At 72.1% G+C, this 13901-nt stretch carries 16 protein-coding genes and 1 pseudogene; 10 read left to right on the plus strand and 7 right to left on the minus strand.

What is annotated here, in order from left to right; translation table 11 throughout:
- Positions 1-50 precede the first annotated feature (50 nt).
- Positions 51-1001, plus strand: coding sequence for a GlxA family transcriptional regulator (locus HCN51_RS35945; RefSeq protein ID WP_168015882.1), 951 nt, complete (start codon positions 51-53; stop codon positions 999-1001).
- A 131-nt stretch (positions 1002-1132) separates the two neighbouring features.
- Here HCN51_RS35945 and HCN51_RS35950 read toward each other — a convergent pair whose 3' ends face one another.
- Together HCN51_RS35950 and HCN51_RS35955 are read right to left on the minus strand one after the other, a co-directional pair.
- Complete coding sequence (locus tag HCN51_RS35950; RefSeq protein ID WP_168015884.1) at positions 1133-1372, minus strand: hypothetical protein; 240 nt, start codon at positions 1370-1372, stop codon at positions 1133-1135.
- A gap of 26 nt (positions 1373-1398) precedes the next feature.
- Positions 1399-2013 carry a TetR/AcrR family transcriptional regulator gene (locus HCN51_RS35955; protein WP_168015886.1) on the minus strand — a complete coding sequence of 205 codons (615 nt, stop codon included), beginning with the start codon at positions 2011-2013 and terminating at the stop codon, positions 1399-1401.
- Positions 2014-2132: 119 nt separating this feature from the next.
- Here HCN51_RS35955 and HCN51_RS35960 point away from each other — a divergent pair, with 119 nt between their 5' ends.
- Positions 2133-2951: a class I SAM-dependent methyltransferase gene (locus tag HCN51_RS35960; RefSeq protein WP_168015888.1), complete on the plus strand. Its 819-nt coding sequence runs from the start codon at positions 2133-2135 to the stop codon at positions 2949-2951.
- A 98-nt stretch (positions 2952-3049) separates the two neighbouring features.
- Here HCN51_RS35960 and HCN51_RS35965 read toward each other — a convergent pair whose 3' ends face one another.
- Positions 3050-3832, minus strand: a complete 783-nt coding sequence (locus HCN51_RS35965) for a CPBP family intramembrane glutamic endopeptidase (protein WP_168015890.1) — start codon at positions 3830-3832, stop codon at positions 3050-3052.
- A 225-nt stretch (positions 3833-4057) separates the two neighbouring features.
- Here HCN51_RS35965 and HCN51_RS62555 point away from each other — a divergent pair, with 225 nt between their 5' ends.
- Entirely contained in the window at positions 4058-5059 is a 1002-nt protein-coding gene (locus tag HCN51_RS62555) for a histidine kinase (RefSeq protein WP_168015892.1), read from the plus strand.
- 40 nt (positions 5060-5099) lie between these two features.
- On the opposite strand, the gene HCN51_RS35975 is transcribed toward HCN51_RS62555, so the two are convergent.
- The 3 genes from HCN51_RS35975 to HCN51_RS35985 form a co-directional block, all read right to left on the minus strand.
- Positions 5100-5504 carry a hypothetical protein gene (locus HCN51_RS35975; RefSeq protein WP_168015894.1) on the minus strand — a complete coding sequence of 135 codons (405 nt, stop codon included), beginning with the start codon at positions 5502-5504 and terminating at the stop codon, positions 5100-5102.
- Between the two features lie 227 nt (positions 5505-5731).
- The gene (locus tag HCN51_RS35980; protein WP_168015896.1) at positions 5732-6085 is read right to left on the minus strand and encodes a DUF6247 family protein; all 354 of its coding nucleotides are present in this window, start codon (positions 6083-6085) and stop codon (positions 5732-5734) included.
- A gap of 352 nt (positions 6086-6437) precedes the next feature.
- Positions 6438-6593, minus strand: coding sequence for a hypothetical protein (locus HCN51_RS35985; RefSeq protein WP_168015898.1), 156 nt, complete (start codon positions 6591-6593; stop codon positions 6438-6440).
- Positions 6594-6860: 267 nt separating this feature from the next.
- Here HCN51_RS35985 and HCN51_RS35990 point away from each other — a divergent pair, with 267 nt between their 5' ends.
- The 7 genes from HCN51_RS35990 (at position 6861) to HCN51_RS36020 (ending at position 13489) form a co-directional block, all read left to right on the plus strand.
- Positions 6861-8048 carry a thiolase C-terminal domain-containing protein gene (locus HCN51_RS35990; RefSeq protein WP_168015900.1) on the plus strand — a complete coding sequence of 396 codons (1188 nt, stop codon included), beginning with the start codon at positions 6861-6863 and terminating at the stop codon, positions 8046-8048.
- A gap of 1 nt (position 8049) precedes the next feature.
- On the plus strand, positions 8050-8508 hold the full coding sequence (locus tag HCN51_RS35995) for an FAS1-like dehydratase domain-containing protein (protein ID WP_168015902.1): 459 nt from the start codon (positions 8050-8052) through the stop codon (positions 8506-8508).
- Positions 8505-8900, plus strand: coding sequence for a MaoC/PaaZ C-terminal domain-containing protein (locus tag HCN51_RS36000; RefSeq protein ID WP_168015904.1), 396 nt, complete (start codon positions 8505-8507; stop codon positions 8898-8900). The genes HCN51_RS35995 and HCN51_RS36000 overlap by 4 nt, the downstream gene beginning before the upstream one ends.
- Before the next feature lie 12 nt (positions 8901-8912).
- Positions 8913-9743, plus strand: a complete 831-nt coding sequence (locus HCN51_RS36005) for an SDR family NAD(P)-dependent oxidoreductase (RefSeq protein ID WP_168015906.1) — start codon at positions 8913-8915, stop codon at positions 9741-9743.
- 37 nt (positions 9744-9780) lie between these two features.
- Entirely contained in the window at positions 9781-11328 is a 1548-nt protein-coding gene (locus tag HCN51_RS36010; RefSeq protein ID WP_168015908.1) for a long-chain-fatty-acid--CoA ligase, read from the plus strand.
- 98 nt (positions 11329-11426) lie between these two features.
- Positions 11427-12689 (plus strand): TetR family transcriptional regulator, encoded by a 1263-nt coding sequence (locus HCN51_RS36015; protein WP_168015910.1) that lies wholly within the window; start codon positions 11427-11429, stop codon positions 12687-12689.
- A complete protein-coding gene (locus tag HCN51_RS36020) occupies positions 12686-13489 on the plus strand; it encodes an enoyl-CoA hydratase/isomerase family protein (RefSeq protein ID WP_168015912.1) in 804 nt (267 codons plus the stop codon). Before HCN51_RS36015 ends, HCN51_RS36020 begins: the two co-directional genes overlap by 4 nt.
- A gap of 103 nt (positions 13490-13592) precedes the next feature.
- Here HCN51_RS36020 and HCN51_RS36025 read toward each other — a convergent pair.
- Positions 13593-13832, minus strand: a pseudogene (locus HCN51_RS36025) (cytochrome P450); the annotation flags it as partial.
- Positions 13833-13901 lie beyond the last annotated feature (69 nt).

The raw sequence follows: 13901 nt of genomic DNA on the forward strand, positions 1-13901 counted from the left end.
AAGTGGCCGTATTGCCGTTGATCGCGGGTTTTGTGCCAGGATGGCGGGCCATGGGTTTTGAGCGGGTCGTCGCCTACGCGCCGAGCGGGGTGACCGCTCTGGCGCTGGGCATCGTCAGCGGGGTGTTCGGCGCCGGGGCGGGCCGTCCGGCGTTCGAGACGGTGATCTGCGCCGAGCGGCCCGGCGAGCTGCGGACCGACCTCGGCCTTCGGCTCCAGGTCGGGCATGGCCTGGCTGCGCTCCGCGGCGCCGACCTGGTGCTGGTGCTGCCGGGTGATTCGTTCCGCGCCGAGCCCGCCGCGGCTGTGCTGGACGCGCTGCACTGCGCGCACGCGGCGGGGGCGGTGGTGGCCGCGCACTGCACCGGGGTGTTCGCGCTCGCCGCCGCCGGCCTGCTGGACGGCCTGGAGGCCACGACACACTGGCGGTACGCCGGCGAGCTCGCCGGCCGCCACCCCGCCGTACGGGTCAGGCCGGACGCCCTCTACCTCGACCACGGGAGCGTCGCCACCGGGGCGGGCGCCGCCGCCGGGCTCGACCTGTGCCTGCACCTGCTCCGCCGCGAGCACGGCGCCGCGCTCGCCAACCGCGTCGCCCGCGACCTGGTCACCCCGCCGCACCGGGCCGGCGGCCAGGCCCAGTACATCAGCACGCCGATGCCCGGCGACGGCGACGACGGGCGGCTCACCGAGGTCATCGCCTGGGCCCGCGCGAACCTGGACCGCCGCGTCTCCGTCGCCGAGCTGGCCGCGCGGGCGCTGATGAGCCGCCGCACGTTCGCCCGCGCCTTCAAGTCCGCCACCGGTGCCAGCCCGCACGCCTGGCTGCTGGCCCAGCGCCTCGACCGGGCCGAGCACCTGCTGGAGACCACTGACCTGCCGGTCGAGGAGGTGGCGCGCCGCGTCGGCTACGGCAGCGCGACCGTCCTGCGCGAGCGGTTCGTCGCACGCCGCGGCGTCGCGCCCCGCGACTACCGCCGGGCCTTTCGGCAGCTTCACTGAACGCCGAGGGCCTGGCCTGTTCGACATGTTCGCCCGCTCCCGCTCTCTCCATGGTGACAAGAGATCGCCGGGCGAAGCATGTCGATGGAGATCCGCGGTTGGCGGCGTTCGTGACGGAACGGGATGCCGTGTCACTGCGTCACGGCTACGTTCTGGCCGCGAACCCGCATGGCCATGAGCCGCGCCAACGCCCGATCGGGGGCCTCAGCGGGGCCTTTGGCCGTGGCGGCCGTCGTCGCCGCGGGCTGCTGCGGCTCGGGAGTGGGTGCCGCGGCGGCCACGCGGGTGTCGCTGAGCGGCAGGAGCAGGACGGCGCCGGCCTCGACGCACACCGGCACACCGGCACACGGTGACAGCGCCTCGTGGGTCATCCCGACGCTCCCGCGGATTGTTCGATCTACAACGAGCGCAGCCCCTGCAGGGCGACGTCGAGGGCACGCCGGATCGAGACCAGGTACTCCTCCATGGACGGTCCCTGGCGGAGGCTGGCCGTGCCGGCGGCCTGAGCGGCTCCCATCAAAGATCCGACGGCGGCAGCGGCGGTGACCGGGTCGAGCACGCCGGGGTAGGCGTTCAGGAGGGCGCCGGCGATCGTCTGCTGGAGGTCGGACATGACGTGCAGGGCCTTGGCCTGCACGGCGGGCAGTTTCATGACGGTGTCGTCGAGGCGCTTCAGGTCCTTGCCGGCCCCGGCGAGCGGCCCCTCGGCCAGGCGCCGGGCGAAGACTCGTTCGTAGATCTCGAGCAGGACGTCGGAGACGTGTTCCCGCGGCGCCCGTTCGCGGATCACTTCGACGGCCGCCTCGACGTACTGGCCGGTGTCGGCGAACAGCACGTCCTCCTTCGTGGGGAAGTGGTTGAAGAACGTCTTCTTGGCCACGTCGGCCGCCTGGGTGATCTGCGCGATGGTGGTCTGCTCGTATCCCTGTTCGGCGAACAGCCTGAGCGCTGTGTCGACCAGCAGTTGCCTCGTCTGGAGTTTCTTGCGCTCGCGCCGCGTCTCATCCGCCATAGCACGAGAGCCTACACCAGGCATATGATTATACTCAGACTACTTTTAGTCCGAGTGTCATTTCATCGAAGGTGTCGACGAGTCGGCACGCACGTCGGCGCAGAAAGGACGGAAACCCCATGACTCTTTCCCTTCCCGCTCTGACCCCCGTGGAGGAAACCTTGTGGATCACCCTGACCGGCCGGGCGTTCGACAGCCGCCAGCCGGACCCGATCCTCGGCGACACGATGGCCGACGCACTCGTCCGCAAGACCGGCTACACCAACGACAAGCTCCGCTGGACCAAGGCTTCCTGCGTCGAAGTCGCCCACCGCGCCAAGAAACTGGATGAGGTGGCGCGGCGGTTCATCGCCCGCCACCCCGACGCGATCGGTATCGACCTGGGCGCCGGGCTGGACACGCGGGCGCTCCGCATCGACACACCGCCCACCGTCGACTGGTACGACGTCGACTTCCCTGACGTCGTCGCCGCCCGGCGGCAACTCATCCCCGACCGCCCGCACGTCCACACCATTGGCGCGGACCTGACCGACCCGGCCTGGCTGCAGAGCCTCCCCGCCGACCGCCCCGCCGTGATCGTCGCCGACGGCCTGATGGCGTTTCTCGCCGAAGCCGACATGATCTCCCTGCTGCGGTGGCTCACCGACCATCTCCGCAGCGGGGAGATCGCGTTCAACGTCTACAACACGTTCACCGTCCGGGCCGCGAAACTCGCCCCCAGCGCTCGGTTCCTGGTCCCCCTCTTCAAGTCCGCGGGCTTCGGCAGCCGCGACATCGTGCACTGGAACCCCGAGCTCACCCTCATGGAGGAGATCATGCTGGTCCGCGAGCCGGAGGTCGCCCAGTATCCGCCGGCCCTGCGCCTGTGGACCCGCATGGCGGCGCTCAGCACGTCCCTTTCCAGGCTGGGCACCGTGGTCGCGCACTACCGATTCTGATGCGAACGCCCCCGCGAGCCCGGCCGGCTGACCGATGCGCGAAGACGCGCGGCGCTGCGGGCGTCGGGAGCCGAAGCGCGATGCTCGCCGGCTTCTGATTAGGCCGCCACCCGGCCGCTTTCCCGTGGAGCCGCCTTGACGCCGTCCCGCCCCCAGAGCAGGACGGCTCCCGTCAGCGCCAGCCCAACCGCCATCAGCACGAGCAGGAGTTCGTAACTCCCCGCCTTCACCGGCACGTTGCGCCAGGCCAGATGAAAGCCCCAGTGCACGCCGGCCGCCATCCACAGCCCGCCGCCACGCACCCGGGCCGCCCCGGCCGCGAAACCGAGCGTCGTGGCCATGAGCGCGTAGAGCAGCTTGGTCCCGAAGGCGCTTCCCGAGCCTATCGAGATGAGGTGCATCGACCCGAACGCGACCGACGTGATGATCAGCGTCGCTCGCGGCGAGAGCCACTGCCGCAGGCTGTCGAAGACGTGACCGCGCCAGAGCAGCTCTTCCGGGAAGGCCTGGCCGAGCAGCAGCGCGACGGCCAACGCCGGCAGCAACGCCAGCACGGCAGAGACGTCCAGCGACACCCAGGTCCCGGCCCCCACGACCACGACCATCCCGTGGGCGGCGAGTATCGGCAACCCACCGGCAAGGACACCGGACAGGAGATGCCACGGCCGCCGCCAGCCCAGCGCCCGCCAAGGCCGCCGGTCCAGGAATCGCCGCACCAGATACACCACGAGCAGCGCGGTCAGCGTGATCCCCGCCGCGCCGGCAAGTTGCTGCAGCACCGGGCCGGCGCGGTCGGGGACCAGTAACGACAGGAGCGAGCCGAAGAACACCTGGACGAACATGACGACCACGGCCAGCAGGACGGTCCACAGAGGCTTCATGCCGGGAACGCTAGGCTTGCGCGGACACGCGGCGCATCGGACGTGCGATAGAGCCGGTCATGCCTCGGCCATGACCAACGTCATGATGACCTTTGGTGGATCACAGGCGCCCCGGCGCGATCATAGGGTCGTCTTATGGTGTGGCGACGTGATCCCGACCGGCCCGCTTTCCTCAGCGTGGTGTTCTGACTGACGCTCGGGGCCACCGTCGCGATCAACCTGGCGGTGGCGCCCGGCACCGTCCTGGAGCGGGTCCTGTTCCTGGCCGACGTCGGGTTGCTGTGCGGGCTGTGGCCGGTGATGCCGTGGCGGCCCGTACACGGCGTCCGTCTCCTGGCGACTCCTGTTTTCCTGGCCGGCACCCTGCTCCTGGGGCTGGTCGGGGCGGCCGGCACGCACGCGCCCCTGGTGCTCATGGGGGTGGCCAACCTCGCCCTGGTGTACGGCCTGCGCATCGCCAGCCCCATCCTCGCCGCCTTCGTCGCGATCATGACCGTCACCTCTTTGATGTTCTACGGCCGAACGGTCGTCCAGACGCTGGCCGATCTGGCGGCCATCGCGGTGCTCGCAGCCTTCTCTCTGGGCATGGCCGTGGCGGTGTCACGGGCCCGGCAACTGGCCGAGCGCGTACGGGAGCTGACCGTCGCCGAGGAACGCGCCAGGATCTCGGCGGAGATGCACGACTCGATCGGCCACCACCTGACCGTCATCAACCTGGGCCTGGAGAACGCCGAGCGGTTCCGCCACCGCCGGCCGGAGGCCGCCTGGAAAGAGGTGCGCCAGGCCAAGGAGCTCACCCAGGCGGCGCTGGCCGACACCCGCCGCTGGGTGCGCGCGCTGCGCCCGCTGGCACTCAGCGGCGACCTGGGCAGTGCCGCTCTGCGGAAACTGGCCGACTCCTTCTCCGGTACGGGCCTCACCGTGACCTTCCAGGTGCAGGGAACGGAACGCCCGCTGGACCCCGACACCGAACTCGTGCTCTACCGGGTGTTGCAGGAGGGGCTCACCAACGCCGTACGGCACGCGCAGGCAAGGTCCATGCACGGCACGCTGACGTACGAGAAGAGCAGGATCGTGCTCGCGGTCACCGACGACGGCAAAGAGGCCGGCCAGGGCGACGGGTTCGGCCTGACCTCGCTGGGCGACCGTGTCAGGGCACTGGGGGGCAGGCTCGTCAGCGGCAACAAGGCCGTGGGTTTCGAGTTGCGCGCGGAGCTGCCGTCGTGAGGGCGGGGCGGGTACGTGCCTCACGTCTGACACCGCGGTCTCATACGCATGGCTTCGCCAGCCGGTCACCGGCCTCGTGCGGCGTCATGGCGGCGCCCCGCCGGTATGCGGTGTCGGAGCCGGCGCTGCCGAGCCGTTCCACGAGCGCCTGAATGAGGGAGCGCAACTCGGTGTCGCCATGGTCGAAGACGCCGCGGAGAACCTGACTCAGGCCAAGTGCAGTGGCGGCGGCGGCCGGGTCGTCCTCCAGGAGCAGCAGCCGGGCCAGGAACCGGGCGGCGGAGGGGGCGTCCACGTTCGCCCGGGCCGCGCGGACGGCAGGGCAGCGGTTCGCGGGCGTGCGCGGTGTTCCCGGCGGTGAGAAGGCTGGGGCCATCCGGGCGGGAAGCAGCAGGTTCTGCGTCGTCTCGGCAGGAGGGGGCACCTGGCGGGCGAGCACCTCCATACGGTCGAGTTCCCGCTCGGAGTGTTCGACATCGCCGGAGTGGCTCTGCCGCCGAACAGGTCCAGCGTTCGCAGTCCTCCTCCGTGCAGCGGGCCCTGCCCGCGTTGGCCGCGTCCCTGCCCAGGATCACGAGCTGGCCGGCAAGCCGTTCAACCTCGGCGAGGACTGGAGCGGGCAGTCCTGGAGCGACGTGTTCTTCGTCCGGGTCGTACTCCCAGGCCCAGGCGTCACTCGCCGGTGGCGTCACAGCGTGCGGCGGCGGTGATCTCTCTGATCTGGGCCAGGGCCGCCGATACGGTACGCCGGTCGGTGGCATCGGCTACCTGCTGTTCGAGTTCTCGCAGGCGCGCCGCTCTCGCCGGGTGGCGGTGAATCGCGACGAACTCACCCCACTGAGCCAGGAATCCATGCAGAGGCGCGACGGTGCTCTGCCGCGCGGCCTGCTCCGTCGCCTGGTCAAGATGGTCGACGAACTGGCCGAGGTAGGCGGGCGCGATCTGAGCCACAGCAGCCCGCAACTCCGCCGTCGTGAGCGGCGGACGAGGGATCAAAGCCTCGTCGTCGTGATGCGGGGTGGACACCGGCGTCCTCCAAGTTGTTGCCCATCCCACCGTACCGTCGGCCGTCCAAGCCTTCCCACCGGCCGGCCGAGGCATGACGGCTTCTCCGCACCCGCCGGCGCTCGTACGGTTGCCTCATGTCGAAACCCATGCCTGCGCGCTTTTCGGCGCTCTGAGGACGGCGAGGCCGATCCAGCGAACCCGGATTGTCCATGGCAAGGCAGTGGTCATGGGCGGGAGCGTCGCCGGGCTACTGGCCGCCCGCGTGCGTGGCTGGCCCGCCTTGTCCCCGCCACCACGACCGCGTCCCGGCCCACGGCGTGGATGCCGGTCCCCCAGGACGCGGCGGGACCTCCGAGCTGCACGATATTGCTCAGCGGGGGTCGCCGCCGATCGGCACCGGAGTCGAGCCGAGCCGCGCGTCGGTCATGGGGCCGGTGTTCGTGCCGGAGGCGCCCGGATATGCGGACGAGCTGCCGCCCAGCGTCAATGGCGGCTTGCCGGCGGCGGAGAGAACCAGCGGCGCCACGCTCGCCATGCTCACTGCGGGCGAGTCGCCGGCGTGCGCGGCTCACCGGTCGGTGTCACCAACCCCCGCCCGGCGTCCGCAATGTCGTGTGCCCGCCCACCGCGACGACCACGCCGTCCCCGCTGACCGCTGCGTAGTCTCTCCGCGCCGTCGGCTCCGGTCAGCCGCTCAGGCCCCCACATGCACCGTTCCCGGCCGCCCCCTAGCCGCGTAAGTGAATCTCGCGTAGGGTGATCGGACATCGATCAGCGCGTTCAGGAGGTCGCTGTGAGCAGGCGCACCCGGGTCGCGGGAGTGGGGATGGCGCCCTTCGCCACCCCGAGAAAGGCCCGAACGTACCTGGCCATGGCGGAGGAGGCGATCAGGGATGCACTGCGCGATGCCGGCATCGGCTACGAGGCCGTCCAGCAGGCCTATGCCGGTTATGTGTATGGCGATTCGACATCTGGGCAGAACGTTGTCTACCAGGTGGGGATGACCGGCATTCCGGTCGTCAACGTCAGCAACAACTGCGCCACCGGCTCCTCCGCCCTGTGGCTGGCCCGGCAGGCCGTCGAGCACGGCGCCGCCGACTGCGTCCTGGTGGTCGGCTTCGAGCAGATGCGCCCGGGTGCCATCACGGCGCAGTGGGAGGACCGGCCGAGCCCGTTCGACCGGTTCGACGCCGCCGCGGACGCCGCCCTCGGCCCCGACGGCTCCACCCCCATGGCGCCGCGCTACTTCGGCGCCGCCGGTCAGGCCTACGCCGAGCGGCACGGCACGGCGCCGGGGACGTTCGCGCGGATCGCGGTCAAGGCACGGGCGCACGCGGCGGGCAACCCGTACGCGGTCTTCCGCGACCCGGTCACCCTGGAGGAGGTGCTGGCCTCGCCGCGCGTGTACGGCCCCCTGACCCGCCTGCAGTGCTGCCCGCCGACCTGCGGAGCCGCCGCCGCGGTGCTGTGCAGCGACGAGTTCGCGCGCACGCACGGCCTGGACGCCCGCGTCGGCGTCGCGGCGCAGGCCATGGTCACCGACAGGCCGGGCAGCTTCGCCGAGCACGACATGATCAAGCTCGTCGGCTACGACATGTCCGCCGAGGCCGCCGCCCAGGTGTACGAGGCGGCCGGGGTGGACCCCGGCGACATCCGGGTGGCCGAGCTGCACGACTGCTTCACCACCAACGAGCTGCTCAGCTACGAGGCGCTGGGGCTGACCCCGGAGGGCACGGCGGAAAAGTTCGTCCTCGACGGCGGCAACACCTACGGCGGCCGGGTGGTGACCAACCCGTCGGGCGGCCTGCTGTCCAAGGGCCACCCGCTGGGCGCGACCGGCCTGGCGCAGTGCGCGGAGCTGGTCTGGCAGCTGCGCGGCCAGGCGGGTCCGCGGCGGGTCGAGGGCGCCTCGGTCGCCCTCCAGCACAACATCGGGCTGGGCGGCGCGGCGGTCGTCACGCTCTACGAGAGGATGTCCTGAGGTGCCGATCCCCTGCTCCGCCGCCGGCACCGAGCTGCCGCCCGTCACGGTGGACGTCGAACGCGGCAGGCTGCGCTTCTTCGCCGAGGCCGTCGGGGAGACCGACCCGGTCTATCTCGACCTGGCAGCGGCCAGGGCGGCCGGGCACCCGGATCTGCCGGTGCCGCCGACCTTCCTGTTCGGGCTGGAGCTGGAGCGGCCGGACCCGTTCGGCTACCTCACCGATCTCGGGGTGGACCTGCGCCACGTGCTCCACGGCGAGCAGGCGTTCACCTACCACTCGGTGGCGCACGCGGGCGACCGGCTCGTCCTGCGCCCGCGCATCGCCGACGTCTACAGCAAGAAGGGCGGCGCCCTGCAGTTCCTGGTGAAGGAGACGGCGGTGACCCGCGCGGACGGCTCCCCGGTCGCCGACCTCACCAGCGTCATCGTCGTACGCGACCCGGCGGGCGCGCGGTGAGCGGCCGGCGCGTCCTGGAGGCCGGGCCGATCACCAGGGCCACGCTCGCGCTGTTCGCCGGAGCCTCAGGCGACCACAACCCCATCCACCTCGATCCGGACGTCGCCAGGTCGGCGGGCCTGGACGACGTGTTCGCGCACGGCATGCTGTCCATGGCCTACCTCGGGCGGCTGCTCACCGGCTGGGTGCCCCAGGAGCGCATCCGCTCCTTCCGCGTCCGTTTCGCCGCCCTCACACCCGTGCACGCCCGGCCCACCTGTACGGGCGAGGTCGTCCACGTCACCGCCGAAGGGGTGGCCACCGTCCGGCTGACGGTCACCCTCGCCGACGGCACCGTCACCCTCACCGGTGAAGCCGTGATCGAGCTTCCCGCCACACCCCCGCAAGACTGAGAGGCGTCGTCCATGGGATCACTCGACGGGAAGGTCGCGATCGTCTCCGGCTCCGGCCGGGGCATCGGGCGCGAGGTGGCGCTCAAGCTGGCGGCGCACGGCGCGCGGGTCGTGGTCAACGATCTCGACCCAGACCCCGCTGCCGAGACGCTCGCGGCGGTCCGGGAGCTGGGTGGCGAGGCGGTCGCCTGCGCCGGGAGCGTCACCGACGCCGGGTTCGGCGAGCGGTTCGTCGGCGCGGCGCTCGACGCCTTCGGCGGCCTGGACATCGTGGTCAACAACGCCGGCTACACCTGGGACGGCGTCATCCAGAAGATGACCGACGAACAGTGGGACGCGATGCTGGACGTGCATCTCAAGGCGCCGTTCCGCATCCTGCGCGCCGCGCAGCCGGTCATCGCGGCGGCCGCCAAGCGGGCCGCGGCGGCCGGCGAGCCGATCCCCTGCCGCAAGGTCGTGAACATCTCCTCGATCGCCGGGCTCAGCGGCAACGCGGGCCAGGCGAACTACGCGGCGGCCAAGGCCGGTGTGACCGGGCTGACCAAGACGTTGGCCAAGGAGTGGGGCCGCTACAACGTCACCGTGAACACCGTCGCGTTCGGGCTGATCAGGACGCGGCTGACCGAGACCGCCGCGGCCGACGGCGCGGCCATCGACGTCCAGGGCAGGCGCATCAGGGTCGGCATCGGCACCGGCCTGATGGAGAGGATGGAACGCGACATCCCGCTCGGCCGCGCCGGCACCCCCCAGGAGGCGGCGGGGGCCGTCTACCTGCTGTGCTCACCCGAATCCGACTACATCAGCGCGCAGACCCTCGTCTGCGGCGGCGGCCTCACGATCTGACCCGCCATCGGACCCATCCGTTCGAGGAGTGGCCCCCATGTACCTCACCCAGACCGTGCACCAGGCGGTGCAGCAAACCCCCGCCACCCCGATGACCGTCCACGGCGACCGCGTGCGCACCGCGGCGGAGTCCGCCGACCGGGTGGCCCGGCTCGCGGGCGCGTTCCGCTCGCTCGGCGTCAACCCCGGCGACCGGATCGGCGCCCTGGCCATGAACTCCGACCGCTACCACGAGTACCTGCTGGCCACTCCGTGGGCGGGCGCCGTGGTCCTGCCGCTCAACGTCCGCTGGAGCCCTGCGGAGATCGTCCACGCGCTGCGCGAGTCGGCCACCGGGGTGCTCCTGGTGGACGACACGTTCGCGCCCCTCGTTCCGTCGCTGCGCGCCGAGCTGGACGACCTTGCCACCGTGATCTTCTGCGGCGACGGCGACCCGCCGCAAGGCATGATCGGCTACGAACGGCTCATCGAGGACGGCATGCCGGCCGAAGACGCCCGGCGCGGCGGCGACGACCTCTTCGGCATCTTCTACACGGGCGGGACGACCGGCCATCCGAAGGGTGTGATGCTCACCCACCGCAACCTGGCGGCCTCCGCGCTGGGCAGCCTGGCCACGGGTCAGTTCCTCACACCACGCGGGCGGCTGCTGCACGCCGCGCCGATGTTCCACCTCGCCGACATCGCGGCCTGGACGGCCGGCATGATCGTGGGCTCGACCCACGTCATCATCCCGGCGTTCACGCCCGCCGGGGCGCTGGAGGCGATCCAGCGGCACCGCGTGACCGACACGCTCTGGGTGCCGACGATGATCCAGCTCGCGATCGACCACCCGGACGTCCTGTCGTATGACCTGTCGAGCGTCGAGCACCTGGTGTACGGCGCTTCCCCGATCTCCGAAGCGGTGCTGGAGCGCGCCCGCGTGGTGTTCTCCCGTGCCGGGTTCGTCCAGGCGTACGGGATGACCGAGCTGTCCCCTATCGCCACCCTGCTGCTGCCGGCCGACCACGACGACCCGGCGCTGCGCCGGGCGGCGGGCCGCGCCGCTCCCCATTCCGAGGTCCGGGTGGTGGACGCCCACGGCGCCGAGGTGCCGCGCGGCACCGTGGGGGAGATCGTGGTGCGCGGCGACCACGTGACGCCCGGCTACTGGCGGCGGGAGGAGGAGACCGCGGCCGCGTTGCGGGGCGGCTGGATGCACACCGGCGACGGCGGTTACATGGACGAGCGCGGCTACGTGTTCGTCGTCGACCGGATCAAGGACATGATCGTCTCCGGCGGCGAGAACGTCTACTCGGCCGAGGTGGAGAACGCGCTCGCCAAGCACCCGGCCGTCGCCGCGTGCGCGGTCATCGGTGTGCCCGACGAGCGGTGGGGCGAGCGGGTGCACGCGGTCGTCGTGCTGCGGCCCGGCCTGGCCGCCACGGAGGAGGAGCTGCGGGAGTTCTGCCGGGACCGCATTGCGGCGTACAAGCTGCCGCGCAGCGTCGCCTTCGCCGGGGAGCTGCCGCTGTCGGGCGCCGGCAAGATCCTCAAGCGGGAGCTGCGCCGCCGGTACTGGAGCGGCGGCGCGCGCCAGGTATCTTGACCGCGAGGCGGGCTGTCTTGACCGCGAGGCGGGCTGTCTTGACCACGGGGCGCACTGTCTCGACCGCGGAGCAGACTGTCTCGACCGCGGAGCAGACTGTGTCGACCGTGGAGCAGACGGTCTCGACCGCGCAGCGGACGAAGGGACGATGGGTGACGGCAGAGCGGACGGCGGCTGCGGCGCCGGCGCGGGGCACCCGGCCGCGCAACCGGCGCACGCTGATCATCGAGGCGGCGGCCGAGCTGTTCGCGCGCCACGGCTATGACCAGGTGGCCATGAGCGACGTCGCCGACGCGATGAACGTGCGCCCCTCGGCCCTGTACCGGCACTTCGCCGGCAAACCGCGGCTGCTGACCGCCGTCGTCCTGACCGAGATCGAGCCCTTCGAGCGGGTGCTCGCGACCGGCGGTCCAGTCGACCGCCTGGTGCCGCGGCTGGCGGACGTGGCGCTCGAACATCGCCGCCTGGGCGTGCTGTGGCAGCGGGAGGCCCGCGCCCTGCCCGAGGAGGAACGCGGCGTACTGCGCGACGCGCTGCGCTCGACCGCGGGCCGGCTGGCCGTGGCGCTGCTGGCCGAGCGCCCAGGACTCGGCCCGGCCGGCGCCGACCTGCTGTCGTGGTGCGCGTGGTCGGTGCTCAACAGCGCCGGCCACAGCAGCGTCGAGCTGCCCAGGGCCGAGTACGCCTCGCTCCTGGAGCAGATCGTCCGGCCGGTACTCGCCCTCACTCCCCCGCCGCAGGCCACGGCCCCCGCAGAGCCGGACGACGGCTTCGACCCGCGCTCACGCAGGGAGAAGCTGCTCGCCGCCGCCGTCCCGCTGTTCGCCGCGCAGGGCTACGCCGGCGTGCGCATGGAGGACATCGGCGCGCGGGCCGGCATCGCCGGGCCCAGCGTCTACCACCATTTCACCTCCAAGCAGGACATCCTGCACGCGGTGCTCAACCGCGGCAGCGAATGGCTGCGCCAGGACCTGCACCGAGCGCTCGCCCGCGCCTCGGGCCCGGCGGACGCGCTGAGCAGGCTGGCCGACTCCTACGTCAGGTTCGCGGCGGACAACAGCGCGCTCATCGACGTGCTGATCAGCGACGTGCGGCATCTGCCCGGCGAGCAACGGGCCGCGGTCGTCCAGGCCCAGCAGGACTACCTCGGCGAGTGGCAGCACCGGCTGCGCCTCGCCCGCCCGAGGACGACGGCGATGCAGGCGCGGGCCCGCGTGCACGCCGCGCTGGCCGTCGTCAACGACATCGCGCGCACCCCTCACCTGCGCGCGATGCCGGGCGCGCTGGAGACCGTCAGGCAGGCCGCCCTGCTCGCCCTGCTGGGCTGTGTGAATCATCATGAGGAAGTGGTGACGGGATGACCGCGAACGGCCGCGACGCCCGCGTACGGGTCGAGCACCACGGACCGATCTCCGAGATCGTGCTGGCGTGCCCCGACCGGCGCAACGCGCTGAACACCGCGGCGGGCCACGCGCTGGCCGCCGCCGTCAAGGAACTCGGCGCCCGCGCGCGTACCAGGGTCGTGGTCGTACGCGGCGAGGGCGCCGGCTTCTGCGCCGGCGGCGACGTCAAGGACATGCTGTCCGGGGTGCGGGCCGGCCGGGGCGCACCGGTGCTGCGCGAGATGGCGGGCGCCGTGCACCAGGCCGTCGCCGGGATCGCCCGGCTGCCCAAACCGGTGATCGCGAGCATCCACGGCCAGGCGTACGGGGCGGGGTTCTCCCTCGCGCTCGCCTGCGACCTGGTCGTCGCCTCCGACGATGCCACGTTCTGCCAGGCGTTCGTCAAGCTCGCCGCCACGCCCGACTCCGGCAGCACCTTCTTCCTGCCGCGCGTCGTGGGGCGGCACGTCGCGGCGGAGCTGATCATGCTGGGCGAGACCGTGGACGCCGCGGAGGCGCACCGGCTCGGCCTGGTCAACCGGGTGGTGCCACGACAGGAGCTCGGCGAGCACGTGCGCGCGCTGGCCGAGCGCCTGGCCACCGGCCCGGCCGGCGCCTACGCGCGGATCAAGCGGCTGCTCGCGCTCAGCGGGGGCAGCGACCTGGAGCGGCAGCTCGACCTCGAACAGGACGCGCTGGGCGAGAGCGCGGCCACCGGCGACTTCCTGGAGGGCATCGAGGCCTTCACCGCCCGCCGCCCCGCCCGCTTCGGCGGCTAGTGTCCTGAGCCGCGGCCGCTGCGCTCCGTGACGCGGTTTTGCCGTCAATGACCCGGCCCCCGGGGCTGAGCCGCCTGGGGGCCCGGTCGGTGGCACCGGAGTTTCACCAGGTGACGGGAAGGGTGTCCACGCCGTACACGGGCATCTCATCGCGAAGGCGTAGCCGTGCGATGTCGGTGGCGAGCTGCATCCGGGGGAAGCGCCGCAGCAGCGCGGGGTAGGCGATCTGCAGTTCCAGCCGGGCCAGTTGTTGCCCGAGACACTGGTGGACGCCGAAGCCGAAGGCGACATGGTGGTTGGCGGGTCGCTCGGGGGACAAGCGGTCGGGGTCGGCGAAGACCTCGGGGTCGCAGTTGGCGGCGTCGGCGGCGGCGGCCGGTGTGGGTGACGGTCAGCAGGCGGAGCAGCTCCT

This window comes from Nonomuraea composti, from assembly GCF_012034275.1.
Taxonomy (GTDB): domain Bacteria; phylum Actinomycetota; class Actinomycetes; order Streptosporangiales; family Streptosporangiaceae; genus Nonomuraea; species Nonomuraea composti.